Annotated in this window: 27 protein-coding genes; 22 read left to right on the top strand and 5 right to left on the bottom strand. The window is 70.0% G+C overall.

The window, feature by feature from the left end:
• Nucleotides 1-53 precede the first annotated feature (53 nt).
• A complete protein-coding gene (gene rpe / locus QTI33_RS30515) occupies nt 54-749 on the top strand; it encodes a ribulose-phosphate 3-epimerase (RefSeq protein WP_286510317.1) in 696 nt (231 codons plus the stop codon).
• Here rpe and QTI33_RS30510 read toward each other — a convergent pair.
• On the bottom strand, nt 739-1,002 hold the full coding sequence (locus tag QTI33_RS30510) for a hypothetical protein (protein WP_286510316.1): 264 nt from the start codon (nt 1,000-1,002) through the stop codon (nt 739-741). The two genes, rpe and QTI33_RS30510, sit on opposite strands and share 11 nt — an antisense overlap.
• Before the next feature lie 81 nt (nt 1,003-1,083).
• Between QTI33_RS30510 and QTI33_RS30505 the strand changes: the two genes are divergently transcribed.
• Nucleotides 1,084-2,103, top strand: a complete 1,020-nt coding sequence (locus QTI33_RS30505; RefSeq protein WP_286510315.1) for a succinylglutamate desuccinylase/aspartoacylase family protein — start codon at nt 1,084-1,086, stop codon at nt 2,101-2,103.
• Here the strand turns inward: QTI33_RS30505 and QTI33_RS30500 are convergent.
• Nucleotides 2,072-2,674: a phenylacetic acid degradation protein PaaY gene (locus tag QTI33_RS30500; RefSeq protein WP_286510314.1), complete on the bottom strand. Its 603-nt coding sequence runs from the start codon at nt 2,672-2,674 to the stop codon at nt 2,072-2,074. The genes QTI33_RS30505 and QTI33_RS30500 overlap by 32 nt on opposite strands.
• Nucleotides 2,675-2,835: 161 nt before the next feature.
• Here QTI33_RS30500 and QTI33_RS30495 point away from each other — a divergent pair, with 161 nt between their 5' ends.
• From QTI33_RS30495 to QTI33_RS30415, 17 genes are all read left to right on the top strand, one after another.
• Nucleotides 2,836-3,642: an enoyl-CoA hydratase-related protein gene (locus QTI33_RS30495; protein ID WP_286510313.1), complete on the top strand. Its 807-nt coding sequence runs from the start codon at nt 2,836-2,838 to the stop codon at nt 3,640-3,642.
• A 17-nt stretch (nt 3,643-3,659) separates the two neighbouring features.
• Nucleotides 3,660-4,106, top strand: a complete 447-nt coding sequence (gene paaI / locus QTI33_RS30490) for a hydroxyphenylacetyl-CoA thioesterase PaaI (protein ID WP_286510312.1) — start codon at nt 3,660-3,662, stop codon at nt 4,104-4,106.
• Nucleotides 4,107-4,142: 36 nt separating this feature from the next.
• Nucleotides 4,143-5,462, top strand: a complete 1,320-nt coding sequence (paaK, locus tag QTI33_RS30485; RefSeq protein ID WP_286510311.1) for a phenylacetate--CoA ligase PaaK — start codon at nt 4,143-4,145, stop codon at nt 5,460-5,462.
• Nucleotides 5,463-5,486: 24 nt separating this feature from the next.
• Entirely contained in the window at nt 5,487-6,500 is a 1,014-nt protein-coding gene (gene paaA, locus QTI33_RS30480; RefSeq protein ID WP_286510310.1) for a 1,2-phenylacetyl-CoA epoxidase subunit PaaA, read from the top strand.
• Nucleotides 6,501-6,528: 28 nt separating this feature from the next.
• Nucleotides 6,529-6,834, top strand: a complete 306-nt coding sequence (gene paaB / locus QTI33_RS30475; protein ID WP_286372007.1) for a 1,2-phenylacetyl-CoA epoxidase subunit PaaB — start codon at nt 6,529-6,531, stop codon at nt 6,832-6,834.
• Between the two features lie 10 nt (nt 6,835-6,844).
• The gene (gene paaC / locus QTI33_RS30470; protein WP_286510309.1) at nt 6,845-7,618 is read left to right on the top strand and encodes a 1,2-phenylacetyl-CoA epoxidase subunit PaaC; all 774 of its coding nucleotides are present in this window, start codon (nt 6,845-6,847) and stop codon (nt 7,616-7,618) included.
• On the top strand, nt 7,612-8,133 hold the full coding sequence (paaD, locus tag QTI33_RS30465) for a 1,2-phenylacetyl-CoA epoxidase subunit PaaD (protein WP_444814914.1): 522 nt from the start codon (nt 7,612-7,614) through the stop codon (nt 8,131-8,133). The genes paaC and paaD overlap by 7 nt, the downstream gene beginning before the upstream one ends.
• Nucleotides 8,134-8,143: 10 nt before the next feature.
• Nucleotides 8,144-9,229 carry a 1,2-phenylacetyl-CoA epoxidase subunit PaaE gene (gene paaE, locus QTI33_RS30460; RefSeq protein ID WP_286510307.1) on the top strand — a complete coding sequence of 362 codons (1,086 nt, stop codon included), beginning with the start codon at nt 8,144-8,146 and terminating at the stop codon, nt 9,227-9,229.
• Between the two features lie 23 nt (nt 9,230-9,252).
• Nucleotides 9,253-9,876 (top strand): TetR/AcrR family transcriptional regulator, encoded by a 624-nt coding sequence (locus QTI33_RS30455; protein WP_286510306.1) that lies wholly within the window; start codon nt 9,253-9,255, stop codon nt 9,874-9,876.
• Nucleotides 9,877-9,930: 54 nt separating this feature from the next.
• Entirely contained in the window at nt 9,931-11,085 is a 1,155-nt protein-coding gene (locus QTI33_RS30450; RefSeq protein ID WP_286510305.1) for an ABC transporter substrate-binding protein, read from the top strand.
• Between the two features lie 88 nt (nt 11,086-11,173).
• Nucleotides 11,174-12,202 carry a branched-chain amino acid ABC transporter permease gene (locus QTI33_RS30445; RefSeq protein WP_286510304.1) on the top strand — a complete coding sequence of 343 codons (1,029 nt, stop codon included), beginning with the start codon at nt 11,174-11,176 and terminating at the stop codon, nt 12,200-12,202.
• The gene (locus QTI33_RS30440) at nt 12,199-14,028 is read left to right on the top strand and encodes a branched-chain amino acid ABC transporter ATP-binding protein/permease (RefSeq protein ID WP_286510303.1); all 1,830 of its coding nucleotides are present in this window, start codon (nt 12,199-12,201) and stop codon (nt 14,026-14,028) included. The genes QTI33_RS30445 and QTI33_RS30440 overlap by 4 nt, the downstream gene beginning before the upstream one ends.
• Complete coding sequence (locus tag QTI33_RS30435; RefSeq protein ID WP_286510300.1) at nt 14,025-14,771, top strand: ABC transporter ATP-binding protein; 747 nt, start codon at nt 14,025-14,027, stop codon at nt 14,769-14,771. The genes QTI33_RS30440 and QTI33_RS30435 overlap by 4 nt, the downstream gene beginning before the upstream one ends.
• 22 nt (nt 14,772-14,793) lie before the next feature.
• The gene (gene paaZ, locus QTI33_RS30430; RefSeq protein WP_286510299.1) at nt 14,794-16,839 is read left to right on the top strand and encodes a phenylacetic acid degradation bifunctional protein PaaZ; all 2,046 of its coding nucleotides are present in this window, start codon (nt 14,794-14,796) and stop codon (nt 16,837-16,839) included.
• A 77-nt stretch (nt 16,840-16,916) separates the two neighbouring features.
• The gene (gene ligD, locus QTI33_RS30425) at nt 16,917-19,460 is read left to right on the top strand and encodes a DNA ligase D (protein ID WP_286510298.1); all 2,544 of its coding nucleotides are present in this window, start codon (nt 16,917-16,919) and stop codon (nt 19,458-19,460) included.
• Between the two features lie 55 nt (nt 19,461-19,515).
• On the top strand, nt 19,516-19,905 hold the full coding sequence (locus QTI33_RS30420) for a hypothetical protein (protein WP_286510297.1): 390 nt from the start codon (nt 19,516-19,518) through the stop codon (nt 19,903-19,905).
• A 68-nt stretch (nt 19,906-19,973) separates the two neighbouring features.
• Complete coding sequence (locus QTI33_RS30415) at nt 19,974-20,891, top strand: hypothetical protein (protein WP_286510295.1); 918 nt, start codon at nt 19,974-19,976, stop codon at nt 20,889-20,891.
• Here QTI33_RS30415 and QTI33_RS30410 read toward each other — a convergent pair whose 3' ends face one another.
• Nucleotides 20,892-21,506, bottom strand: a complete 615-nt coding sequence (locus QTI33_RS30410) for a hypothetical protein (RefSeq protein WP_286510294.1) — start codon at nt 21,504-21,506, stop codon at nt 20,892-20,894.
• Nucleotides 21,507-21,664: 158 nt separating this feature from the next.
• Here QTI33_RS30410 and QTI33_RS30405 point away from each other — a divergent pair, with 158 nt between their 5' ends.
• Both QTI33_RS30405 and QTI33_RS30400 read left to right on the top strand, forming a co-directional pair.
• The gene (locus tag QTI33_RS30405) at nt 21,665-22,633 is read left to right on the top strand and encodes an AraC family transcriptional regulator (RefSeq protein ID WP_286510293.1); all 969 of its coding nucleotides are present in this window, start codon (nt 21,665-21,667) and stop codon (nt 22,631-22,633) included.
• Complete coding sequence (locus tag QTI33_RS30400; RefSeq protein ID WP_286510292.1) at nt 22,630-23,070, top strand: cyclophilin-like fold protein; 441 nt, start codon at nt 22,630-22,632, stop codon at nt 23,068-23,070. The genes QTI33_RS30405 and QTI33_RS30400 overlap by 4 nt, the downstream gene beginning before the upstream one ends.
• On the opposite strand, the gene QTI33_RS30395 is transcribed toward QTI33_RS30400, so the two are convergent.
• Both QTI33_RS30395 and QTI33_RS30390 read right to left on the bottom strand, forming a co-directional pair.
• Nucleotides 23,048-23,521 carry a YqhA family protein gene (locus QTI33_RS30395; RefSeq protein WP_286510291.1) on the bottom strand — a complete coding sequence of 158 codons (474 nt, stop codon included), beginning with the start codon at nt 23,519-23,521 and terminating at the stop codon, nt 23,048-23,050. The two genes, QTI33_RS30400 and QTI33_RS30395, sit on opposite strands and share 23 nt — an antisense overlap.
• A gap of 68 nt (nt 23,522-23,589) precedes the next feature.
• On the bottom strand, nt 23,590-24,408 hold the full coding sequence (locus QTI33_RS30390; RefSeq protein ID WP_286510290.1) for a transglutaminase-like domain-containing protein: 819 nt from the start codon (nt 24,406-24,408) through the stop codon (nt 23,590-23,592).
• A gap of 296 nt (nt 24,409-24,704) precedes the next feature.
• On the opposite strand from QTI33_RS30390, the gene katE reads away from it, so the two are divergent.
• Complete coding sequence (katE, locus tag QTI33_RS30385) at nt 24,705-26,885, top strand: catalase HPII (RefSeq protein ID WP_286510289.1); 2,181 nt, start codon at nt 24,705-24,707, stop codon at nt 26,883-26,885.

Below are 26,885 nucleotides of genomic sequence, written 5' to 3'. Positions count from 1 at the left end.
GAAGGCTCCGGCGGCGCTGCAAGCCGGCGCCCCTGCTGCGACAATCCGGGCCCATGAGCAGCCCCTTCAGAATCGCCCCTTCCATCCTCTCGGCCGACTTCGCCCGCCTCGGCGACGAGGTGCGCGACGTGATCGCCGCCGGCGCCGACTGGATCCATTTCGACGTGATGGACAACCACTACGTGCCCAACCTGACCTTCGGGCCGATGGTCTGCCAGGCGCTCAAGCCGCACGCCAAGACGCCCGACGGCCAGCCGGTGCCGATCGACGTCCATCTCATGATCCAGCCGGTGGACGCCCTGGCCGCGGCCTTCGCGCAGGCCGGCGCCGACTACATCAGCTTCCATCCCGACGCCTCGCCGCACGTGCACCGCAGCATCCAGGCGATCAAGGCGGCGGGCTGCAAGGCCGGGCTGGTGTTCAACCCGGGCCTGGGCCTGGAGGCGCTCGACTGGGTGATCGACGACATCGACCTGATCCTGATCATGAGCGTCAACCCCGGCTTCGGCGGCCAGAGCTTCATCGATTCGGCCCTGCGCAAGATCGAGCTCGCGCGCAAGCGCATCGAGGCCACCGGACGCGACATCCGGCTCGAGGTGGATGGCGGCATCAAGGCCGACAACATCGCGCAGGTGGCGAGCGCCGGCGCCGACACCTTCGTGGCGGGCAGCGCGATCTTCAATGCCAAGGACTATGCGGGCGTGGTGCGGTCGATGCGCGAGCAACTGGCCACCGCCGTCAAGGCTTGAGCTTGTCGTTGTAGACCCGGTCGGTCACCGGGCCCTTGTCGGTATCGACCAGGCCGCGCTCGATGTCCTCGTGCGCCTGGCGGCCGACATCTGGAGCCTTGCCGTCGGGGCTCTGCTGGCTGTCGGACGACTGGTCGTGCTCGTGCGGCAGCCGGGGCGCCGATTCGCCGCCCTGCTCGACCTGGGTCTTGCCGCCTTCGGCATCCTTCGAACCCTCGGCATCGGTCCTCGCGGGGTTGTTCTTCGTGGCCATCGCTTGCTCCTGTGTCGGGCCTTCGTTTGTCGCACGGCCCGGGGGAGAACGCGGTAGGACCGGCCTTCGCAGGCCTGTAGGATGGACAGCGCAATGACCGCCGCCACCGACCTCCTTCGCATCCATGGCTATGCCAGCCTGCAGCCGGGGCCTCGGCTCGTCGTCCTCGGCGGGGTGCATGGCGACGAGACCTGCGGCACCGCCGGCATCGAGCGCATCGTGGCCGCGCTGGACGGCGGGTCGCTCCAGTTGCTGCGCGGCCAATTGACCCTGGTGCCGGTCGCCAATCCGCTCGCGCGGCGGCGGCTGCGGCGCGAGGGCGAGCGCAATCTCAACCGCCTGTTCCGCCCGACCGCGCCGGGCGCCGAGCCGGCCGACTACGAGGCCCGCATCACCGACCTGCTGTGCCCGCTGCTCGATCGCCACGAGGTGCTGCTCGACCTGCATTCGTTCCAGAGCGAGGGCGAGGCCTTCGCCATGATCGGGCCGCGCGACAACCAGGGCCCGCTCGAGCCGTTCTCGCGCGCCTTCGAGGAAGGGCAGCTGGCGCTGCACCTCGGCACGCCGCGGGTGGTCGAGGGCTGGCTCGACATCTATGCCGCCGGCCTGGCGCAGCGCGGGCAGGCTGCCGACGAGGCGGCGCTGGCCTTCGGCTGGGGCACCAACGAATACATGCGCAGCCGGGGCGGCTACGGCGTGACGCTCGAATGCGGCCAGCACCAGGACCCGGCGGCGCCGGAGGTGGCCCGCCGGGCGATCCTGTCGGCGCTGCGGCTGCTGGGCATGATCGCGCCCGACCCGGCGGCGGCGCCGCCGCGGGCGCCCTCGCTGCTGCGGCTGGTCAGTGTCGTGGACCGGCTGCACGCCGAAGACCGGTTCGTGCGCGAGTGGGCCACCTTCGACCGGGTGGCGCGCGGCGAGCCCGTCGGCGTGCGCGAGGACGGCAGCGTGCTGCACGCCGAGCGCGACGGCTTCATCGTGTTCCCGAATGCCGAGGCCCTGCCGGGGACCGAGTGGTTCTATTTCGCGGTCGAGAGCGACCGCGATCTGGCCCGGCCCGCGCCGGCCCTCAGCCCCGCTTGGTCGCGATCAGCGGCTTGACGTCCGGCGCCGCCACGCGCGGCCGTTCGGCCTCGACCGCGGTCAGCGCCGGCACCTCCTGCATGCTCGCCAGGCTGCGCAGCGTCAGCGCCTGGTAGGTGCGGGTGCCTTCCAGCTTCCAGGCCACTTCCTGGTCGCTGAGGGCGCGCATCACCTTGGCCGGCATGCCGGCGGCCAGCGAGCGCGGCGGGATCTTGCGGCCGGCCGGCACGAAGGCGCAGGCGGCGACGATCGAGGCCTCGCCGATCTCGGCCTCGTCCATCACCACCGCGTTCATGCCCACCAGCGCATCGCGCCGCACGATGCAGCTGTGCAGCACCGCGCCGTGGCCGATGTGGCCGTTCTCCTCGACCACCGTGTCCTGGGCCGGGAAGCCATGGACCACGCAGGTGTCCTGCACGTTCGAGCCGCGCTCCAGCACGATGCGGCCGAAATCGCCGCGCAGCACGGCGCAGGGCCCGACATAGCAGTCGGGGCCGACGATCACGTCGCCGATCAGGACCGCGGTCGGGTGCACGTAGGCGCTCGGGTCGATGACCGGCACCACGCCTTCGATGGAATAACAAGGCATCGCGAAATCTCCGTCGTTTGAATTAAGGGTTATCCCTCGGCGTTTTTGACTTGCGTCAATCTTTTTCCGATCCTATGATTAACCGACCGGTCGGTCAACGATACTTTTGACGCCGGTCAAGACCCCCGCCCCACGCCAAGAACCCAGACAGGAGACACAGCTTGTCCGACTCCCTCGTCCTCGCGACCCAGCAGGGTCCGGTCCTGACGCTGACCTTGAACCGGCCCGCCGCCCTCAACAGCTTCACCGAAGCCATGCACCAGGCGCTGCGCGCGGCGCTCGACGCCGCCGCCGCCGCCGCCAACGCCGACGTGCGCTGCGTGGTGCTGACCGGCGCCGGCCGCGGCTTCTGCGCCGGCCAGGACCTGGCCGACCCGATGGTCGCGCCGGCCGCGCCCGGCGAGCCGCCCAAGGACCTGGCACTCGCGATCAACACGCTCTACAAGCCGCTGGTGCAGCGCCTCAAGTCGATGCCGGTGCCGGTGATCGCCGCCGTCAACGGCGTGGCGGCGGGCGCGGGCGCCAACCTGGCGCTGAACTGCGACTTCGTGCTGGCCGGGCAGTCGGCCAGCTTCATCCAGGCTTTCGCCAAGATCGGCCTGGTGCCCGACACCGGCGGCACCTGGCTGCTGCCGCGCATCGTCGGCCGCGCCCGTGCCCTGGGCCTGGCGATGCTGGGCGACAAGCTGCCCGCGGCCGAGGCCGAGCGCATCGGCCTGATCTGGAAATGCGTGGACGACGCGGCCCTGGCCGACGAGACCGCCAAGCTGGCCCAGCGGCTGGCCGCCATGCCCGCGAAGGCGCTGGCAGCGACGCGCGCCGCCATCGACGGCGCGCAGGCGCTCACGCTCGACCAGGCGCTCGACATGGAAGCCGCGCTGCAGTCGCAGCTCGGCAGCGCCCACGACTACCTCGAAGGCGTGGCCGCCTTCGGCGCCAAGCGCGCCCCCGTCTTCACCGACCGATGAACGCCAGCTCCGCAGACATGTCCCACAGCACCGACCGCACCCCCCAGCAGACCGCCGAGCGGGTCCGCGAGCGCATGTACGCCAACGACCCCGCCGTGCGCGGCCTGGGCATCGACGTGACCGAGGTCGCGCCGGGCCAGGCCACGGTCACGATGACCGTGCGCGGCCACATGCTCAACGGCCACGCGACCTGCCACGGCGGCTTCCTGGCGGCGCTGGCCGACACCGCCTTCGCCTACGCCTGCAATTCGTACAACGAGCTCACGGTGGCCTCGGGCTTCTCGATCGACCTGGTGGCGCCGGCGCGCGAGGGCGACGTGCTCACGGCCCGCAGCTTCGAGCTGTCGAAGGCCGGCCGCACCGGCGTCTACGACAGCGAGATCACCAACCAGCACGGCGAGCGCATCGCGATGTTCCGCGGCCGCTCCTACACCATCAAGGGCAAGCCGGCGGTCGCCGACTGAGATCGCCGCCGACCGAACCGCCAGAGGAGACACCCCATGCCCGTCAAGCAACCCCAGCCCGGCGACCTCGACGCCATCGAGACCGCCAGCCGCGACGAGATCCAGGCGCTGCAGCTGCAGCGCCTGCGCTGGACCCTGCAGCACGCCTACGACCACGTGCCGCACTACCGCCAGGCCTTCGATGCCAAGGGCGTCCATCCGGCCGATCTCAAGCAGCTGGGCGACCTCGCCAAGTTCCCGTTCACGGCCAAGAAGGACCTGCGCGACAACTACCCCTTCGGCATGTTCGCCGTGCCGCGCGAGCAGGTGGCGCGCATCCATGCCTCGTCGGGCACCACCGGCAAGCCGACCGTGGTCGGCTACACGCAGGGCGACATCGACCGCTGGGCCGACCTGGTGGCGCGCTCGATCCGCGCCGCCGGCGGGCGCCGCGGCGACATCATCCACGTGGCCTATGGCTACGGCCTGTTCACCGGCGGCCTCGGGGCCCACTACGGCGCCGAGCGCGCGGGCTGCACCGTGATCCCGATGTCGGGCGGCCAGACCGAGAAGCAGGTGCAGCTGATCCGCGACTTCCGGCCCGACCTGATCATGGTCACGCCGAGCTACATGCAGGTGATCATCGAGGAATTCGTGCGCCAGGGGCTGGACCCGCGCGAGAGCTCGCTCCAGGTCGGCATCTTCGGCGCCGAGCCCTGGACCGAGGCCATGCGGCGCGAGATCGAAGGCAAGGCCGGCATCGACGCGGTCGACATCTACGGCCTGTCGGAAGTCATGGGCCCGGGCGTCGCCAGCGAATGCATCGAGAGCAAGGACGGCCCGGTGGTCTGGGAAGACCACTTCTATCCCGAGATCGTCGACCCCGAGACCGGCGAGGTGCTGCCCGACGGCGCGGAGGGCGAGCTGGTCTTCACCTCGCTCACCAAGGAGGCGCTGCCGATCATCCGCTACCGCACGCGCGACCTCACGCGCCTGCTGGCGCCGACCTCGCGCAGCTTCCGCCGCATGGGCAAGATCGTCGGCCGCTCCGACGACATGCTGATCATCCGCGGCGTCAACGTGTTCCCGACCCAGATCGAGGAGATCGTGCTGCAGCACGCCAAGCTCTCGGGCCAGTACCAGATCAACGTGGCGCGCGACGGCCTGCTCGACACCGTCGTGGTGCAGTGCGAACTGCAGCCGCAGGCCGCGGCGGGCACCGATGCCGCCGAGCTGCGCGAGATCACGCAGTGGCTGCAGCAGCGCATCAAGACCCTGGTGGGCATCTCGACCACGGTGAACGTGCTCACCGCCGGCACCATTGAACGCACGCTGACCGGCAAGGCCCGGCGCGTGGTCGACCAGCGACCGAAATAAGGCCCCGCGCCTGAAAGGATCAACATGTACACCCAAGCGATGGATACGATGGGCAAGGAGCCCGGCGACGCCAAGAAGCCGATACGCTCCGCCGAGGAGCTGCAGCTCGAGCAGCGCTTCGACGCCCGCATCGACGAAGGCGGCTTCATCGAAGCCAAGGACTGGATGCCCGAGCACTACCGCAAGACGCTGGTGCGGCAGATCAGCCAGCATGCGCATTCCGAGATCGTCGGCATGCTGCCCGAAGGCAACTGGATCACGCGCGCGCCGACGCTCAAGCGCAAGGCGATCCTGCTGGCCAAGGTGCAGGACGAGGCCGGCCACGGGCTCTACCTGTACTCGGCCGCCGAGACCCTGGGCACCTCGCGCGACCAGATGGTCGACGCGCTGCACAGCGGCCGCGCCAAGTACAGCTCGATCTTCAACTACCCGACCTTGAGCTGGGCGGACATGGGCACCATCGGCTGGCTGGTCGACGGCGCCGCGATCATGAACCAGGTGCCGATCTGCCGCTGCTCCTACGCGCCCTATGCGCGCGCCATGATCCGCATCTGCCGCGAGGAGAGCTTCCACCAGCGCCAGGGCTTCGAGGCCCTGCTGACGATGATGCAGAACGGCACCGAGGCGCAGAAGGCGATGGTGCAGGACGCGGTCGACCGCTGGTGGTGGCCGTCGATCATGATGTTCGGCCCGCCGGACGACCAGTCGCCCAACTCGGCGCAGTCGATGCGCTGGGGCATCAAGCGCTTCACCAACGACGACCTGCGGGCCAAGTTCATCGACGCCGCGGTCGAGCAGGCCAAGGTGCTGGGCGTGACCCTGCCCGACCCCGACCTGAAGTGGAACGAGGAGCGCCAGCACCACGACCATGGCCCGATCGACTGGAGCGAGTTCTGGCGCGTGATCGGCGGCGACGGCCCCTGCAACCGCGAGCGCCTGGGCGCCCGGGTCAAGGCCTGGGACGACGGCGCCTGGGTGCGCGAGGCCGCGCTCGCCCATGCCGCCAAGCGCGCCGAACCCACCTCCCTGGCGGCCTGAGCGCCGCCGCCTGCAAGGAAGAAACGACATGACGAACCCCACCCCCGCCTCCGCCGCCGAATGGCCCCTCTGGGAGGTCTTCGTGCGCAGCCGCTCGGGCCTCGACCACAAGCATTGCGGCAGCCTGCACGCGGCCGACCCCAAGATGGCGATCCAGATGGCGCGCGACGTCTACACCCGGCGCCAGGAAGGCACCAGCGTCTGGGTGGTGCGCTCCGACCAGATCGTCGCCAGCGACCCGGCGGACAAGGACATGTACTTCGACCCGATGGAAGACAAGGTCTACCGCCACCCGACGTTCTACAAGCTCCCGGGTTCCGTGGACCACATGTGAGCGCCTGACCATGCAAGCCTCCATCGCCATCGAATCCACGCCCGCCGTGCAGTACCTGCTGCGGCTCGGCGACACCTGCCTGATCCTCGGCCAGCGCATCGCCGAGTGGTCCGGCCACGCGCCGATCCTCGAAGAGGACATCGCCCTGTCGAACATGGCGCTCGACCTGATCGGCCAGGCCCGCGCCGTGCTGACGCACGCCGGCCGCATCGAGGGCCTCGGCCACGACGAGGACCAGCTGGCCTTCCTGCGCGACGAGAAGGACTACCGCAACCTGACGCTGGTGGAACTGCCGCGCGGCGACTTCGCCTTCACGGTGCTGCGCAATGCCATGGTCGCGACGCTGATGAAGTTGCTGTGGGAGCGCCTGCGCGAGTCCGCCGACGACGAACTGGCCGGCATCGCCGGCAAGGCGGTCAAGGAGGCGCGCTACCACCAGCAGCATGCGGCCGACTGGGTGGTGCGCCTGGGCGACGGCACCGAGGAATCGCGCCGTCGCATCGAGGCGGCGCTGGCCGACCTGTGGCGCTACACGCCCGAGATGTTCGAATCCGACGCGGTCGACGAGGCCGCGGCCGCCGCCGGCCTGGGGCCGCGCTGGTCCGAGCTGCAGGGCGGCTGGCTGGCCGAGATGGACACCATCCTCGGCGAGGCCTCGCTGGCGCGGCCGGCCGATTCGGCCTTCCGCAGCACCGCCAAGCGCGGCGTCCACACCGAGCACATGGGCTACATCCTGGCCGAGATGCAGCACCTGCAGCGCGCTTTTCCCGGAGGCGTGTGGTGACTGCGCCCGCCGCGGCCGAGACGCGCTGCGCCCAGGCCTGGGACGTGCTCGGCACCGTGCTCGACCCCGAGGTGCCGGCGCTGTCGGTGCGCGACCTCGGCATCGTGCGCGACGTGATCGAGCACGACGACCGGCTCGAGGTGGTGCTGACGCCGACCTATTCGGGCTGCCCCGCGACCGAGGTGATCGAGCACGACGTGCTGGCGGCGATCGACCAGGCCGGCCTCGGCCCGGCCTATGTCACCCTGCAGCGCGCACCGGCCTGGACCACCGACTGGATCAGCGCCGACGGCCGCCGCAAGCTGTCCGAATACGGCATCGCACCGCCCGGACCGGCCGCGACCGACGGCACGGTGCCGATCCGCTTCTTCGGCCGCCGGGTCGACGCGGTCGCCTGCCCGCGCTGCGGCAGCAGCAACACCGAGCGGCTGTCGGCCTTCGGGTCCACGGCCTGCAAGGCGATGTACCGCTGCGTCAGCTGCCGCGAACCCTTCGAACATTTCAAACCCATCTGACGGGCCTCCCATGAGCGTCACCTTCCATCCGCTTCGCGTGCGCGCCGTCGAGCCCGACACCGACGAAGCCGTCATCGTCTCGTTCGATGTGCCGACCGAGCTGCGCGAAGCCTTCGGCTTCACCCAGGGCCAGTACCTCACCTTGCGCAAGGACATCGAGGGCCAGGACCTGCGCCGCTCGTACTCGATCTGCGCCGGCGTCGACGACGGCGAACTGCGCGTCGGCGTGCGCAAGGTCAAGGGCGGCACCTTCTCGAACTGGATCAACGAGAAGCTGCAGCCCGGCGACACGATCAACGTGATGGCGCCGCAGGGCCGCTTCTTCGTGCCGATCGAGCCGCAGTCCAAGCGCCAGCACGTGGGCATCGTCGGCGGCAGCGGCATCACGCCGATCCTGTCGATCATGAAGACGGTGCTGGCGCGCGAGCCGCAGTCGCGCTTCACCCTGATCTACGGCAACCGCAAGCTGCAGTCCACGATGTTCAAGGAAGAACTCGAGGACCTGAAGAACCGCTACATGACGCGCCTGGTGCTGCACCACGTGTTCTCGGGCGAGCCGACCGACGCGCCGCTCAACATGGGCCGCATGGACCGCGCCAAGCTCGGCGACTTCCTGTCCAGCGTGGTGCCGGCCGGCAGCATCGACCATGCCTACATCTGCGGCCCGTTCCAGATGAACGACGAGGCCGAGGCCGCGCTGCTCGCGGCCGGCGTGCCCGAGGAGCGCATCCACATCGAGCGCTTCGGGGTCGCCGCGCCCGAGGGCGCGCCGGTCGGCGCGGTGATCCACGAGGCGAAACCGGGCGACGCCGAAGTGGCGAAGATCGTCATCGTGCGCGACGGGCTGCAGCGCGAGATCGAATTCCGCCGCGACCAGCCCAGCATCCTCGACTGCGCCTCGGCGGCCGGCATGGAAGTGCCTTTCTCCTGCACCTCGGGCGTCTGCGGCACCTGCCGCGCCAAGGTGATCGAGGGCAAGGTCCGGATGGAGCGAAACTTCGCCCTCGACAAGAACGAGGTGGCGGCCGGCTTCGTGCTGACCTGCCAGGCCCACCCGCTCACCGAGCGCGTGGTGCTCTCGTTCGACGAACGCTGAAACCAACACCCCCGAAGGAAGCCATGGCCCGAGGACGCGCTGCCGGATACGACGACCAACGCGACATGATCCTGGAGCATGCCGCGCTGCTGTTCGCCAATCGCGGCTATTCGGCCACCTCGATGAACCAGGTGGCCGAGGCCTGCGGCTTCTCGAAGGGCCTGCTCTATCACTACTACCGCGACAAATACAGCCTGCTCGTGAGCATCGCCGAGAACCACGTCTCGCGCCTCGAGGACCTGGTGAGCGACGTCGAGCGGCAGGGCCTGGCGCCGGCCGAGCGGCTGCGCGAGCTGATCCGCCGCTTCGTCGAGGAATACGCCGGCGCCAAGCACGCCCACCGCGTGCTCACCGAGGACGTCAAGTTCCTCGAGGAAGGCGACCGCGAGCGCGTGCTCGGCACCCAGCGCACCGTGGTGGCGGGCTTCGCGCGCGTGGTCGCCGAGCTGCGGCCCGACCTGCAGCGGGCCGCGCTGGCCAAGCCGCTGACCATGCTGCTGTTCGGCATGATCAACTGGATGTTCATCTGGATGCGCCCCGATGGCGAACTCGACTACGACTCGATGGCGCCGGTGGTGGCCGACCTTTTTCTCGGCGGCCTGCCCGCCGTGCAAGCGCCTCTTCGCGTGACGGCCATCGACGACTGACGGCCCCGCTTCCCGCTTATCCTCAACCCCCTCGAAAAACCGGAGACAACCCGCATGAAACTACTGAAACCGATCGCCCTCGCCGCGATGCTGCTGGCCTCGGCGCTGGCCCAGGCCGACATCAACGTCGGCGTCACCGTGTCGGCCACCGGCCCGGCCGCCTCGCTCGGCATCCCCGAGAAGAACACGATCGCGCTGATGCCCAAGACCATCGGCGGCCAGAAGATCAACTACATCGTGCTCGACGACGCCAGCGACACCACGGCCGCGGTCAACAACACGCGCAAGCTGATCTCCGAGAACAAGGTCGACATCATCCTCGGCTCGACCACCACGCCGAACTCGCTGGCGATGATCGACGTCGCGGCCGAGAGCCAGACGCCGGTGATCTCGATGGCCGCCTCGGCCCGCATCATCGAGCCGATGGATGCCAAGAAGCGCTGGGTCTTCAAGACGCCGCAGAACGACATCATGATGTCGCTCGCGATCGCCGAGCACATGGCTGCCAACGGCGTCAAGACGGTCGGCTTCGTCGGCTTCTCCGACGCCTACGGCGAAGGCTGGTACCAGGAGTTCGCCAAGGCGGCCGAGCTCAAGAAGCTGCAGATCGTGGCCAACGAGCGCTATTCGCGCACCGACACCTCGGTCACCGGCCAGACGCTCAAGCTGATGTCGGCCAAGCCCGATGCGGTGCTGGTCGCGGGCTCCGGCACGCCGGCCGCCCTGCCGCAGAAGAGCCTCAAGGAACGCGGCTACGGCGGCAAGGTCTACCAGACCCACGGCGTGGCCAACGCCGACTTCCTGCGCGTCGGCGGCAAGGACGTCGAAGGCACGCTGCTGCCGGCCGGCCCGGTGCTGGTGGCCGACCAGCTGCCCGCGAGCAACCCGGTCAAGAAATCGGCGCTGGCCTATGTCGCCGCCTACGAAGCCGCCAACGGCAAGGGCTCGGTCTCGACCTTCGGCGCCCACGCCTGGGACACCGGCCTGCTGATGACCGCCGCGATCCCGGTCGCGCTCAAGAAGGCGCAGCCGGGCACGCCCGAGTTCCGCGCGGCGCTGCGCGATGCGCTCGAGCAGGTCAAGGAGCTGCCGGGTGCGCATGGCGTGTTCAACATGACGCCGAACGACCACCTGGGCCTCGACCAGCGCGCCCGCGTGATGGTGAAGGTCGAGAACGGCGCCTGGAAATACATTCCCCCCGCGAACTGAGCGCAGCCGCTTGAAAGGAGGCGCCGCGCGGCGCCTCCTGCCTCCCTCCGATGAATGAAGGCCGCCGCACGGCCGATCCGGAATCAATATGGACTTGCAGATTGCCCTGTTGCTGGGGCAGGACGGCATCGTCAACGGCGCGGTCTACGGACTGATGGCCTTGGCCCTGGTGCTGGTGTTTTCCGTCACGCGGGTGATCTTCATCCCGCAGGGCGAACTGGTCGCGTTCGGCGCGCTGTCGATGGCGGCGCTGACCGCCGGGCGCGTGCCGGCCACGCTGTGGCTGCTGGTCGCCCTGGCCGCGATGACCTTGGTGGTCGAGGCCTGGCGCTGGAAGCGCGGGGCCACGGTCGACTGGAAGTCGACGCTGGTCTGGACCGTGCTGTTTCCGGTGCTCGCGGCCGGCCTGGTGCTGGGCCTGCGCCCCGCGTCGCTGGCGCTGCAGGCGGTGACCACGCTGTTCCTCATCACGCCGCTGGGGCCGCTGCTGTACCGGCTGGCCTACCGTCCGCTGGCCGACGCCACGGTGCTGATCCTGCTGATCGTCTCGGTCGCCCTGCATGGCGTGCTGGTCGGCCTCGGCTTGCTGTTCTTCGGCGCGGAAGGTTCACGCACGCCGGCCTTCTCTGAAGCGCGCTTCGACATCGGCGGCGTGCCCATCAGCGGCCAGTCGTTGGTGGTGGTCGGCGTCGCCTTCGTGCTGGTGGTGCTGATGTTCCTGTTCTTCGAACGTTCGATCGTCGGCAAGGCGCTGCGCGCCACCGCGATGAACCGGGTCGGCGCGCGCCTGATGGGCATTCCGACCGACCTCTCGGGCGACCTGAGCTTCGCGCTCTCGGCCCTGATCGGCGCGGTATCGGGCCTGCTGATCGCGCCCCTGACCACGGTCTACTACGACACCGGCTTCCTGATCGGCCTCAAGGGCTTCGTGGCCGCCATCGTCGGCGGCCTCGGCAGCTACCCGATCGCGCTGCTGGGCGCGCTGCTGGTCGGCCAGCTCGAAGCCTTCTCCTCTTTCTGGGCCAGCGCCTTCAAGGAAGTGCTGGTGTTCACGTTGATCATTCCTGTGCTCTGGTGGCGCTCGCTGCGCAGCCGTCACGTGGAGGACGAGGAATGACCCGCCGCCACCTCACCCTCCTGTGCATCGCCGCGCTGGCGCTCAGCTGGCCCTGGCTGCCCGAGTTCACGGTCACGATGTTCAGCTACATCGCGCTCTATTCGCTGGTCGCGGCCGGCCTGGTGATGCTCACCGGCGTCGGCGGCATGACCTCCTTCGGCCAGGCGGCCTTCGTCGCGGTCGGCGCCTATGCCACCGCCTGGGTCTGCACCTCGCCGACCGCCACCGCCGCGCTCGCCGGCCTCGTGCCCGCGGCACTGCTGCCGTGGGTCGGGCTGCTGTTCGGCCTGGTGCTGACCTTCCTGGTCGCCTGGAGCCTGGGCGCGATCACGCTCAAGCTCTCGGGCCACTACCTGCCGCTGTGCACCATCGCCTGGGGCCTGAGCCTGTACTTCCTGTTCGGCAACCTCGAGTTCCTCGGCGGCCAGACCGGCATCACGGGCGTCCCGGCATTGACCATCGGCGGCCTCTCGCTGGCCTCGCCGCGGGCGCTCGGGCCGCTGATCTGGGCGGTGCTGCTGCTGGCGCTCTGGGCGCTGCACAACCTGCTCGACTCGCGCGAGGGCCGCGCCGTGCGGGCGCTCAAATCGGGCCGCGTGATGGCCGAGTCGATGGGCGTCGACACGGCGCGCTACCGGGTCAAGGTGTTCGTGCTGGCCGCGTTGCTGGCGGCCCTGTCGGGCTGGCTCTACGCGCACCTGCAGCGCTTCGTGAACCCGACGCCGTTCAACATCAACATCGGCATCGAGTACCTGTTCATGGCGGTGGTCGGCGGCTCGGGCCACCTGTGGGGCGCGGTGCTGGGCGCGACCTTGATCACGCTGGTCAAGGAGCAGCTGCAGGACCTGCTGCCGAAGCTGTTGGGCGCCAGCGGCAACTTCGAGGTGATCGTCTTCGGCCTCCTGATGCTGTTCGTGCTGCAGCGCTTCGCCGAGGGGCTCTGGCCCACGCTGGCGCGCGTCGCCGGGCGCTTCCTGAAGGCGGAGCCGGTGAAGCCGGCGAAGGCGATGGCGCCGCTCGACGCCCCCACATTGCCGGCCGCCGGCGAACTGCTGCTCGAGGCCGACCGCGTGACCAAGCGCTTCGGCGGCCTGGTGGCCAACAACGCGGTGGCGATGACGCTCAAGGCCGGCGAGGTGCATGCGCTGATCGGCCCCAACGGCGCCGGCAAGAGCACCTTCTTCAACATGATCTCGGGCGTCGACGACCCGACCGAAGGCGAAGTGCGCCTGCTCGGCGCCGCCATGACCGGCAAGCCCTCGCGCGATTTCGCGGCGCGTGGCCTGGGCCGGACCTTCCAGCACGTGCGGCTGCTCGGCAACCGCAGCGTGCTCGAGAACGTCGCGCTCGGCGCCCACCGGCGCGGGCATCGCGGCTGGATCGCATCGATGCTGCGCCTCGACCGCGCCGAAGAGGCCGCGCTGCTGGCCGAAGCACGGCGCCAGATCGAGCGCTGCGGACTCGGCGCCCATGCCGATGCGCCGGCCGCCTCGCTGGCGCTGGGCCAGCAGCGGGTGGTCGAGATCGCGCGCGCGCTGGCCGGCCAGCCGGCCGCGCTGCTGCTCGACGAGCCGGCGGCCGGCCTGCGCCACCTCGAGAAGCAGGCCCTGGCCGAGCTGCTGTCGCAGCTGCGCGCCGAGGGCCTGGGCATCCTGGTGGTCGAGCACGACATGGAGTTCGTCATGAACCTGGCCGACCGCATCACGGTGCTCGAGTTCGGCGCCGTCATCGCCGAGGGCACGCCGGCCCAGGTGCAATCCAACCCCCGTGTGCTGGACGCCTACCTGGGCGGCAGCGACGACGAACCCATCGCGGCAGCGGCATGACATCTCTTTTCCAACTCCAGGACTTCAGCGTCGCCTACGGCGCGGTCGAGGCCGTGCACCAGGTCGCGCTGCAGGTGAACGAAGGCGAGATCGTCACCGTCATCGGCCCCAACGGCGCCGGCAAGACCACGCTGCTGTGCGCCGCGATGGGCCTGCTGCCGTCCACTGGCAGCCTGACCTTGGCGGGCGAACGCATCGCCCGGCCCAGCGTCGAGGCGATGGTGGCGCGCGGCGTGGCGCTGGTGCCCGAGCGGCGCGAGCTGTTCGGCGAGATGCCGGTCGAGGACAACCTGCTGCTCGGCGGCTTCTACCGCTGGCGCACCGGCCAGCGTGACCAGAAGGAGCGCATGGCGGAGGTGTTCGCGATCTTCCCGCGCCTGAAGGAGCGCCGCGCGCAGCTCGCCAGCACGCTGTCGGGCGGCGAGCGCCAGATGCTGGCCATCGGCCGGGCGCTGATGGCGCGGCCGCGCCTGCTGATGCTCGACGAGCCCTCGCTGGGCCTGGCGCCGCTGATCGTGCGCGAGGTGCTGCACGTGGTGTCGTCCTTGCGCGCGCACGGCGTCTCGGTGCTGCTGGTCGAACAGAACGCGCGCGCCGCGCTCCAGGTCGCCGACCGTGGCTATGTGCTGGAGACCGGCGCCGTGGCGCTGACCGGACCGGCGCAGGACCTGCTCCACGACCGGCGAATCATCGACACCTACCTCGGCCTCGGCAACAAGAGCGCTGCCGTCGCCGCCCCCTGACCCTTTTCCAGGAGAGAACACCATGTCCCAGATCCTTCAGAGCTTCATCGGCGGACGCTGGTTCGGCACCGAGGGCGCGACCGTGCTGCGCAGCGCGGTCAACGGCCGGCCGGTGGCCAGCACGCACGCCGAGGCGATCGACTTCGGCGAGGCGCTGCAGCATGCGCGCACGGTGGGCCTCGCGAACCTGCTGGCGATGGACTTCCAGCAGCGGGCCCAGCGCCTGCGCGCGCTCGCCAAGTACCTGGCCGAGCACAAGGAAGAGCTCTACGCGGTGTCGGCCCACACCGGCGCCACCCGCGCCGACAGCTGGGTCGACATCGAGGGCGGTGCCGGCACCCTGGCGGCCTACGCCGGCATCGGCGGCAACGAGCTGCCCTCGGGCAACCTGGTGCACGAAGGCCCCGCCATGCCGCTGGGCAAGAAGGGCGGCTTCGCCGGCACCCACATCCTGGTGCCGCGGCGCGGCGTCGCGGTCCACATCAACGCCTTCAACTTCCCGGTCTGGGGCCTGCTCGAGAAATGGGCACCGAGCTTCCTCGCGGGCATGCCCTGCATCGGCAAGCCGGCCACTTCGACCAGCTACCTCACCGAAGCGCTGGTGCGCCTGATGCACCGCTCGGGCCTGTTGCCCGAAGGCAGCCTGCAGCTGGTGATCGGCAGCACCGGCGACCTGCTCGACCGGCTCGACGGCATGGACGTCGTGACCTTCACCGGCTCGGCCGACACCGCGGCCAAGCTGCGCGTGCATCCGAACATCGTGCGCCAGTCGATCCCGTTCAACGCCGAGGCCGATTCGCTGAACTGCGCGATCCTGGCTCCGGACGTGATGCCCGAAGACGAGGAGTTCGACCTCTTCGTCAAGGAAGTGGCGCGCGAGATGACGGTCAAGTCGGGCCAGAAATGCACCGCGATCCGCCGCGCCATCGTGCCGCGCCAGCACATCGACGCGGTGGCCGAGAAGCTGCGCGCGCGGCTGGCCAAGACCGTGGTCGGCGACCCGGCGCGCGAGGACGTGCGCATGGGGGCGCTGGCCTCGCATGCGCAGCAGGCCGACGTCGCCGAGCGCGTTCAGATGCTGATGAAGGATGCCGAGTTGGTCTTTGGCGCGCGCGACGGCTTCGCGCCGCAAGGCGAGGGCGTGGCCGAAGGCGCGTTCTTCTCGCCCACGCTGCTGCTGGCGCGCGATCCGCTGGGCAACGATGCGGTGCACGACATCGAGGCCTTCGGCCCGGTCAGCACGCTGATGGCCTACGACGGCCTGGACGAAGCGCTGGCGCTGGCCGCGCGCGGCCGCGGCAGCCTGGTCGGCACGCTGGTCACCAAGGACCCGGCCACCGCGGCGCGCGCGATCCCGATCGCCGCCGCCCACCACGGCCGGATGCTGGTGCTGGACCGCGAGGCCGCGGCCGAATCGACCGGCCATGGCTCGCCACTGCCCTTCCTCAAGCATGGCGGCCCGGGGCGCGCCGGCGGCGGCGAGGAGCTCGGCGGCCTGCGCGCCGTCAAGCACTACCTGCAGCGCGCGGCGCTGCAGGGCTCGCCAAGCATGATCGCGGCCGTGACCGGCGAGTACATGCGCGGCGCGAAGCTCAACGAATCCGAGCTGCACCCGTTCCGCAAGCACTTCGAGGACCTGGCCATCGGCGACTCCCTGCTGACGCACCGGCGCACCGTCGGCGAGGCCGACATCGTGGCCTTCGGCGGCATCTCGGGCGACTACTTCTACATGCACTTCGACGAGATCGCGGCCAAGGAAAGCCCGTTCGGCAAGCGCATCGCGCACGGCTACTTCGTGCTGTCGGCGGCGGCCGGGCTGTTCGTCTCGCCGGCCCCCGGCCCGGTGCTGGCGAACTACGGCCTCGACACGCTGCGCTTCGTCAAGCCGGTGGGCATCGGCGACACCATCCGCGCCCGCCTGACCTGCAAGCGCAAGATCGACCGCAACAAGAAGGACGCCAACGGCGTCGGCCAGGGCGTGGTGGCCTGGGACGTCGAAGTGACCAACCAGGACGGCGACCTGGTCGCGAGCTACGACATCCTGACGCTGGTGGCGAAAAAAGCCTGAGTTCGGGCGCCCCTCGGGGCGCGTTCCTACAGGCGGGTGCTCCGGCGCGCACTAACGTGCCAGCCTGGAGATCCCCCATGCCCGCAGCCTCCCGCACCCGCGAAGCCCTGGCGCCGTACCACGGCAAGCGCGATTTCAAGAAGACGACCGAACCTCGTGCCGGCGGAAAGTCGGCGCAAGGCGTGCTTTCCTTCGTCGTGCAGAAGCACCATGCGAGCCATCTGCACTACGACTTCCGGCTCGAACTCGACGGCACGCTGAAGAGCTGGGCGGTGCCCAAGGGGCCTTGTCTCGATCCGACGGTCAAGCGCATGGCGGTGCAGGTCGAAGACCACCCGATCTCCTACGCGAACTTCGAAGGCACGATCCCGCCGAAGCAGTACGGCGCCGGCACCGTGATCGTCTGGGACCGCGGTGCGTGGTCGGCCGAGGGCGATGCGCGCGAGGCGCTGGCCGAAGGCAAGCTCAAGTTCGAACTGCGCGGCGACAAGCTGCGCGGCCACTGGACCCTGGTGCGCATGCGCGCCAAGGGCGAGAAGCAGGCGCCCTGGCTGCTCATCAAGGAGCGCGATGCCGAGGCGCGCCCGCTGGCCGACTACGACGTGGTCGAGGCCGAGCCCGACAGCGTGCTGAGCGGCCGCGGCGTGGACGACCCGGTGCGGGGCGAGGCGCCGGCCGCGAAGAAAGACGCCGCGAAGAAGAGCGCCGCCAAGAAGAGCGCGGCCAAGGGCGAAGGCCGCAAGGCGACCCTGCCCGCGGCACTGGCCCCGCAGCTGGCAACCCTCGCCTCGGCGCCGCCCGCCACGCCCGGCGACTGGCTCTACGAGCTCAAGTTCGACGGCTATCGCCTGCTGGCCCGCATCGACGGCGACAAGGTGCAGTGCATCACGCGCAACGGCCACGACTGGAGTGCGAAGCTGCCGGCGCTCGTCACGTCGCTCGCCAGGCTGAAGACCACCTCGGCCTGGCTCGACGGCGAGATCGTGGTCGCCGGCGCGCACGGTGCGCCCGACTTCCAGGCGCTGCAGAAAGCCTTCGACAGCGGCGCCACCTCGGACATCGTCTACTGGCTGTTCGACGCCCCCTTCCTCGACGGCCTGGACCTGCGCGCCCTGCCGTTCGAAGCCCGGCGGGACCGGCTGGCCCGACTGCTCGGCCGCCGGCCGCCGGCACAGCTGCGGCTCAGCGAGGTGTTCGACGCAGCGCCGCGCGACCTGCTGGCGTCATCGGCGAAGCTGGGCTTCGAGGGCATCGTCGGCAAGCGCAAGGGATCGGCCTATGTCTCGCGCCGTTCACCCGACTGGATCAAGCTCAAGAACCTGCGCCGCCAGGAGTTCGTGATCGGCGGCTGCACCGCGCCGAAGGGTTCGCGCTCGGGCTTCGGCGCGCTGCTGCTGGGCGTGCACGACGAGGCCGGCACGCTGGTCTACTGCGGCAACGTCGGCACCGGCTTCGACCAGAGCCGGCTGGCCGACATCAAGGCCCGGCTCGACAGGCAGGCCAGCGACCGATGCCCGTTCGGCGAGAAGCCGGCCGGGGTCAAGGCGCAGTGGGTGAAGCCGGTGCTGGTGTGCGAGGTGTCCTTCGGCGAGTGGACTCGCGAGGGCCGCATCCGCCACCCGGTGTTCCAGGGGCTGCGCAGCGACAAGCCGGCGGCCCAGATCCGGCGCGAACGCGCCGAGCCGCCCGAGGCCGCGCCCGCGCGTGCCGACGGCCACGCACGAGGAGCGAAGAAATCCATGGCGATGCGCATCACCCACGCCGAGCGCGTGATCGACACCCAGAGCGGCACCACCAAGGGCGAGCTGGTGGCCTACTACGACCAGGTGGCCGAACTCATGCTGCCGCACCTGAAGGGGCGGCCGGTGTCGCTGGTGCGGGCGCCCGAGGGCATCGGCGGCGAGCTGTTCTTCCAGAAGCATGCGCAGCACAGCGAGATGCCGGGCGTGAAGCTGCTCGACCCTTCGCTCGACCGCGACCACGATCCGCTGCTGCAGATCGACAGCGCGCGCGGGCTGCTGTCGGCGGCCCAGATGAACGTGATCGAGTTCCACACCTGGAACGCGACCTCGAAGGCGATCGACACGCCCGACCGCATGACCTTCGACCTCGATCCGGGCGAGGGCGTGCCGTGGGCGCGGATGCAGGAGGCGGCGCTGCTGGTGCAGACGCTGCTGGCCGAACTCGGCCTGCCGGCCTTCCTCAAGACCAGCGGCGGCAAGGGGCTGCACGTGCTGGTTCCGTTCAAGCGCCAGCACGGCTGGGATGCGGTCAAGGGCTTTTCGCAGGCCGCCGTGCAGCACCTGGCGACCACCATCCCGGAGCGCTTCGTCGCCAAGAGCGGGCCGCGCAACCGCGTCGGCAAGATCTTCGTCGACTACCTGCGCAACGGCTTCGGCGCGACCACCGCCAGTGCCTGGTCGGCGCGCTCGCGCCCGGGGCTGGGCGTGTCGGTGCCGCTGGCGTGGGACGAGCTGCCCGACCTGGGCAGCGCGTCGCAATGGACGGTGCGCAACATCGCCGAACGGCTGGCGGTGGGCAACGGTCCCTGGGACGGCATGGAGAAGAGCCGCAAGGCGCTGGGTCCGGCGATGAAGAAGCTGGGCTATGCGCCGGCCTGAGGCAAGCGCTTCGTTCGCCTTGCGCAATCAGCGCGAGGATGCAATATTCCGTCGCATGAACAAGGTGATCCCGACGCTGCTCCTGGCCCTGGCCGGGTTCCTGACCGCGGGGCCTGCCGCGGCCCAGTGGCACAACAGCCCGCAGTTCGACCGCGACCTCCGGGCCTGCGACCGGCGGGGCGTGAACTTCGAGCGCTGCATGTGGGAGCGGGGTTGGCAGCGCGGCCCCGGCCAGCGCTGGAACCACAACCAGAACTGGCACCGGCCGCCGCACCAGCAGAACTGGCACCGTCCGCCGCAGCATCACTGGAACCAGCCGCCGCCGCCGCGGCGCAACCAGCCCCGGCTGAGCGACATGCAGCAGCGCGCCCTGGACAACTGCCGCCTGCTGCAGCCGTCCGAGCAGCCCCGCTGCCGCGCCACCGTGATGTCGACGGTGCGCTGACGATCCGGGCGGCGGCCGATGGGGATGCGGCATACTGCCAAGCCCCCAACTCGCCACAAGCCTACTGAATGGACAAGGAAGTCGACCCCCAGGTACTCGCAGTCATCGACGAGAAGCGACTGTCAGGACCACGGCTCACCCCGGTCGAGATCGTCGCCAAGATGGGCGTGTTCGATGCCCGCGACAAGCCTTACGAGTACGCCTGGATGGCGACCGGCGACAACGTCATCGCCACCATCTGGGCCGAATACGTCAGCGTCGGCGCCGGTGGGCGCTGGTTCTACCTCGAGTCGCTGGACACCCAGCACCGCGCGAGCGGCGGGGCGCGCACGGCCAACCAGGTCCAGCGCGCCAAGGACCGGCTGGCCTTGCTCAAGCGAACCCTCGACGCCGGCCAGGGCTTCCGGGCGGTGGTGCAGACCAACCGGGTCCCGATCGCCGAACTGGAGACCAACAAGAGCGCCAAGGTGTCGACCCGGGTGCGCGACGACGACGAATGGCACGTCGCCTCCTGGGAGCCCGACCAGCTGCTGGCGGTGCTGGTGCGCGGCCCGCGCGGCTGGCTGCCCTCCGAGGCGGAGGTGCAGGCGGCCAAGGCGCGCGGGGGTGTTCCGGCCCCGGCCGAGGCGGCCCCTGCGGCGGCGCAGGTCACTTCGCCGGAAGAGCTCCAGGCGGCCGCGCTGGACTACGTGACGCGCCACTTCGGTGGCTACGGCTACAAGGCGGAAGATGTGCGCGCCCAGCAGCTCGGCTTCGACCTGGAGGTGTCGAACGCCAAAGGCGTGACCTTGCTGAAGGTGGCGGTGAAGGGCACCGCCTCGGGCCGGCCCGGGTTCCAGCTCACGGGCGAAGAGCGCACGGCCTCCGTGCGCGATCCGCTCTGGCGCCTGCTGGTGGTCACGGACGCCGGCGGTCCGGCGGCGCAGCACAAGATCTACAAGGCGTCCGAGATGAGCCAGGCGCCCGGCTTCGACCCGCTGGCCTGATCAGCGCGGCTCGCGCAGCTGCTCCGCCTCCCGCGCGAGCCGCGCCGCCTCGGCGATCTGCGCGATCGACAGCGCGCCCGTGGGTTCGATCTCGCCGGTGAGGAGGCTCTCGAGCGCCTCCTGCCCCGCCGGCCCGGCCAGCCAGGCGAAGGCGGAGGTGATCGAGCCGCCGCCGAACTTGGCGCGCAGCGCCTTCGCGGCCGCCCGTCCGACCTGGGCGAAGGCCTGCTGGTCCGGCGCGGCCGAGGCGGCACGCACGATCAGGCAGAAGGCATCGAGCTTCTCGGCCTCCGTGCGCAGGCGGCGGGCCTTGGCCGCGCTGTGGGCGGTCGGCCCCAGCAGCGCCGCTTCGAAGGCCTCGCCGAACCGCTGGATCTCGCGCTCTTCGACCCCATCGGCATCCGCTGGCGCGCGCACGGCGACGACGCAGCCGCGCGCCGCGGACGCGCGTTCGGCCGCCGCCTGCGCGGCAGGCGCCGCGGTCGCGGGCCACGCCAGCAGCGGAGACCGCGCACTGCCCTGCACGGCCCATCGGCCCGCGGCATTGAGCCTGCGCGCAGGGCCGTCCGGCGAGGGCGGATCCGCGAGGCAGAGGAACAGGTACGGTGGGGGCATCTTGGCGGTGAATTCGGACGACGGGCCGATTGTCGCCCCAGGGCTGCCGGGTCGCCGCGGGCCTTGCGCTTGCAGGATTCTGGAGGATGTTTGCACGATGCTCCGGCGGACGCGCCCGGGCCGAGACAAGCGGGCGCGAGATGCCTAAGCTTCGCTCCATGTTCACTTCCACCCCTCGCCCCCTGCAGAGCGACCGCCCCGTCGAGCAACTGCAGACCACCGTGATGCGGGCCGAACTCGCCGCGCTGATCGACCGCATGACCGTCGTCGACGGCGCCCACCAGACGGCGATACCGCGCCTCGTCCTGGCCCGGGCTTCGCAGATGCAGCACCCGGTGCACGCGATCCACGAGCCGGCGTTCTGCGTGCTGGCCCAGGGCAGCAAGCGGGTCCTGCTCGGCGAGGACGTCTACATCTACGACAGCAGCCAGTACCTGGTCGTGGCGCAGAACCTGCCGGTGTCGGGCCAGGTGGTCGACGCCTCGCCCGAGGCGCCGTACCTGGGCCTGCGCCTGAGTTTCGACGTCAAGGACATCGCGGCGCTTGGCCTCGACCTGCAGCTCGACACGGCGCTGCCGAGCCGGCGCTCGCCGCGCGGCATCTTCACCGGCGACCTGTCGACCACCCTGCTGGACCCGCTGCTGCGGCTGACCCGGCTGCTGGACACGCCCGAGGACCTGCCGGCGCTGGCGCCGCTGATCACGCGCGAGATCCTGTACCGGCTGCTGAAGGCGCCCGACGGCTGGCGGCTGGCCCAGATGGCGCTGGTCGACAGCCACAGCCAGCGCATCGCCCAGGCCATCAGCCTGCTGTCGCAGCGCTTCCAGCAGGCGCTGCGGGTCGAGGACCTGGCGGACGAGGTCCACATGAGCGTGTCCTCGCTGCACCAGCACTTCAAGGCGGTCACGGCGATGAGTCCGCTGCAGTTCCAGAAGCAGCTGCGGCTGCAGGAGTCGCGCCGCATCATGATCAGCGAGAACGTCGACGCCGCCACGGCGGGGCATCGGGTCGGCTACGAAAGCCAGTCGCAGTTCAATCGCGAATACAGCCGCTTCTTCGGCTCGCCGCCTGCGCGCGACGTCAAGCGCCTGCGCGAGCTCCAGCTGGGCCGGGGAGGCCAGTCATGAAGATCCATTTGAAACTCAACGGCCAGGTGATCCCGGCCACGCTGGCGGACAACCGGACGGCGCAGGAGTTCGTCGCCATGCTGCCGTTGACGCTCACGATGCACGACCTGTTCAGGCGCGAGAAGTTCGGCCCGCTGCCCGCGCCCATCTCGGGCACCGGGACGCGGACCCAGGCCTACGAGGTCGGCGACATGATCTGCTGGGCGCCCGGCCCCGACCTGGCGGTTCTCTATCGCCAGGACGGACAGGCGATCAGCGGCGGGTTCCACGTCCTCGGCCGGATCGAGGCCGGGGTCGAGGCCTTCGCGGCGCCGGGCCCGGTCGAGGTGACGATCGAAGTGCCGGCGGGCGAGGTCGACCGCGCGGCGCTCGCCGTCGCTGCCCGCGGGCAACGCGCGCGGGGCGGCCCTGCCGTCATCGGCGGGCGTTGTTCTTGATCAGGAAGAAGGTCAGGGCGGCGATCATCAGCGCCATGCCGGCGCCGAATGCGGCGATGGCGCTGGTGCCGTCCCAGGCCACGACCTCGCGCAGGAACAGCACGGCCAGCACCGCGATGACCACGCTGACCAGGTTGCCCTTGAGGTCCTCGAGGTTGTGGACCTCGAGCCACTTGGGCAGCGGCAGCTTGTCGTCGATGAACAGCGAATAGAGGCCGATGCTGATGATGTAGACCGCGATGGCGATCAGGAAGACGTCGACCGCTTCCACGATGCCGACCGCGAAGATCTTGACCGCCTTGGCCGACACGGTGCCGCCGCGGATCGTGTCGACGAAGCTCGCGTACAGCGCCAGCGCCTCGTACAGGATCAGCGCCATCGACCCCAGGAAGGTGCCGATCACCGGAACGATCATGATGTAGCGGCTCGAAGCCAGCACGGTTCGCAACATCCGGCACCTCGTCTGTGCAGTGGGGTTCGCCGGATCTTAGCCTTGGGCAGCAGAACGGGTGATTCCCGCTAGGCAAGCACCTCGTTGGTCGTGACCTCGAAGCGCTGCAGCGTGTTGACGCCGAACACCATCGTGATCGGCACGTCGGCCGCATCGCGTCCGCGTGCGATCACCACGCGGCCGATGCGCGGCGTGTTGTGCCGGGCGTCGAAGGTGTGCCAGCGGTCGCCCAGGTAGACCTCGAACCAGGCGCTGAAGTCCATCGGATAGGGCACCGGGGGAATGCCGATGTCGCCCAGGTAGCCCGTGACGTAGCGCGCCGGGATGTTCATGCAGCGGCACAGCGTGATCGCCAGGTGCGTGAAGTCGCGGCAGACGCCGACCCGCTCCCGGTAGCCCTCCAGCGCGGTGCGCGTGGCGCGCGCGCATTGGTAGTCGAAGCGCAGGTGCCCGTGCACGAAGTTGCAGATCGCCTGCACCCGCTGCCAGCCCTGCGGCACGCCGCCGAACTGGGCCCAGGCGAACTGCAGCAGCTCGCTGTCGACTTCGCAATAGCGGCTCGGCAGCAGGAATTGCAGCGTCTCGAGCGGCAGGTCGGCCGGCGCATGTTCGATCGCGCCGAGGCACACCGGGTCCGGCCAGCCGGTGTCGAACACCACCGCGTCGTTGCGCAGCCGCACGCGGCTCACGCCCGCGGGCACCGCGACGCGGGCGCAGTGGTTGTTGAAGCTGTCCGTGTAGTGGTCGGTGCGCAGCGGCGGGCTGATGGTGAGCTGCTCGCTGCCTTGCAGGTCGGCGGCGCGCGAAGGATGCAGCTGCAGCATGTAGATGAGTGCGGTCGGCGCCGTGACCCCGAGCTCGATGTCGAAACCGATTCTGATGAGCATGGTGCGCGGACCTTTGGATGGGGAAAAGCTGGTAAAGCAGGTTTGATGCCGACCGTGGGCGCTTCATCGTAAGGAAGTGCAGCACGGCGCCGCGTGGGCGGGTCCGCCCGAAACCGCGTAGGCCATCGCGCGGAATCGTCGGCGCGGTCCTACCGCCATCGCCTCGCCCGGCCGACACCTGGCAGCGCGCGCCCACTACGGGCCCCGCGCCGGGCCGGCCCTAAGCTGAGCCAACGCCCGCAGTATGGACCGCGGCACGGTCGCCGGCGTCTTATTCCGCAACCCGAGGACACCCGATGACGCAACAGAACAAGGCGGCCGCTGGCCGTCGCCCGAAGCCGGGCGATGGCAGCCAGGCCAAGCAGGATCAATTGGCCGCCTTCACCAGCGACAACGCCGCCCGGCTGACCACCAACCAGGGCCTGCAGGTGCCCGACAACCACAACTCGCTGAAGGCGGGGCTGCGTGGGCCGACGCTGCTCGAGGATTTCATCCTGCGCGAGAAGATCACGCATTTCGACCATGAGCGCATTCCCGAGCGCGCGGTGCACGCCCGGGGTTCGGCGGCGCACGGCTATTTCGAGGTCTACAAGTCGATGTCGCAATTCACCGCGGCCGAGTTCCTGCAGGACCCGGCGGTGAAGACGCCCGTTTTCGTGCGCTTCTCGACCGTGGCCGGGTCACGCGGCTCGGCCGACACGGTGCGCGACGTGCGCGGCTTCGCGGTCAAGTTCTACACGCAGCAGGGCAACTACGACCTGGTGGGCAACAACATCCCGGTGTTCTTCATCCAGGACGCGATGAAGTTCCCCGACCTGATCCATGCCGTGAAGCCCGAGCCGCACCACGAGATGCCGCAGGCCGCGAGCGCGCACGACACCTTCTGGGATTTCGCCTCGCTGATGCCCGAGACCACCCACATGCTGATGTGGGCGATGTCGGACCGTGCCATTCCGCGCAGCCTGCGCATGATGGAGGGCTTCGGCGTCCACACCTTCCGCTTCGTCAACGCACGCGGCGAGAGCCACTTCGTCAAGTTCCACTGGAAGCCCAAGCTGGGCATCCACGGCCTGGCCTGGGACGAGGCGCAGAAGATCGCCGGCAAGGACGCCGACTTCCACCGGCGCGACCTGTGGGAAGCGATCGAGGCCGGCGACTTCCCCGAATGGGAACTCGGCGTGCAGATGATCCCGCAGGACAAGGAGCATGCCTTCGGCTTCGACCTGCTCGATCCGACCAAGCTCATTCCCGAGGAGATGGTGCCGGTGCAGCGCATCGGCCGGATGGTGCTCAACCGCAACCCCGACAACTTCTTCGCCGAGACGGAGCAGGTCGCGTTCCACCCGGGCCATGTGGTGCCGGGCATCGATTTCTCGAACGACCCGCTGCTGCAGGGACGCCTGTTCTCGTACACCGACACCCAGATCTCGCGCCTGGGCGGCGCCAACTTCCACGAGCTGCCGATCAACAAGGGCGTCTGCCCCTTCCACAACTTCCAGCGCGACGGCATGCACCGGCAGACCATCGCGCGCGGACAGGTGGCCTACGAGCCGAACTCGCTGGGAGACGGCAAGGAGTTCAGGGTCGACGGCGGCAGCGCGGGCTTCCAGTCGTTTCCCGAAGCCCTGGAGCCGCCCAAGGTGCGGCGGCGCAGCCCGTCGTTCGACGACCACTTCACGCAGGCCCGGCTCTTCTTCAACAGCCAGAGTGCGCCCGAGAAGGAGCACATCATCGCGGCCTTCCGCTTCGAGTTGTCCAAGGTCGAACGGCCGGCCGTGCGCCAGCGCATGGTGGACAACCTGGCGCACGTGGACGAGAAGCTGGCGCGGCGGGTGGCCGAGGTGCTGGGCATCAACGCGCCTGACGCCAAGGCCGCGGCCGGGCGCGCGGGCTTCCGCGCGCACCGTTTCACGATGCCGGTGGACGAGTCGCCGGCGCTGCGCATGGTCGACACCGGCGGCGGCTCGGTCAAGACCCGCAAGGTCGCCATCCTGGTCGCCGACGGCGTCGACTCGGCCTCGCTGAAGGCGATCCGCGAGGGCATCGAGCAGGCCGGCGCGCAATGCAAGCTGGTCGGACCGCGCCTCGGCACGGTCGCCAGCGCCTCCAAGCGCCAGCTCGACGTCGATGCGACTTTCGTCAACATGCCCTCGGTGATGTTCGACGCCGTGCTGGTCCCGGCCGGCGCGGAGAGCGCCCGCAGCCTGGCTGCCAACGGCGACGCGGTGCACTTCGTGCTCGAGGCCTACAAGCACTGCAAGGCGATCTGCACCGTGGGGGAGGGCGTCGAACTGCTGGCCACGCTGGGCATCGGCGCCGACCCCAAGGCGGCGCCGGCCGGCGTGGTGGTGGCGCCGACCCCGGTCACCAACCTGGGCGACGCCAGCGCTGCGCAGCAGGTGGCGCAGGACTTCGTCGCCGCGATCGCCAGGCACCGGCACTGGGACCGGGCCAACGTCGACGCCGTGCCGGCCTGA

The organism is Variovorax davisae (assembly GCF_030316845.1).
GTDB lineage: Bacteria > Pseudomonadota > Gammaproteobacteria > Burkholderiales > Burkholderiaceae_C > Variovorax > Variovorax davisae.
Note: the sequence above shows the minus strand (reverse complement) of the source record. Positions and strands in the feature narration are given on the sequence as shown.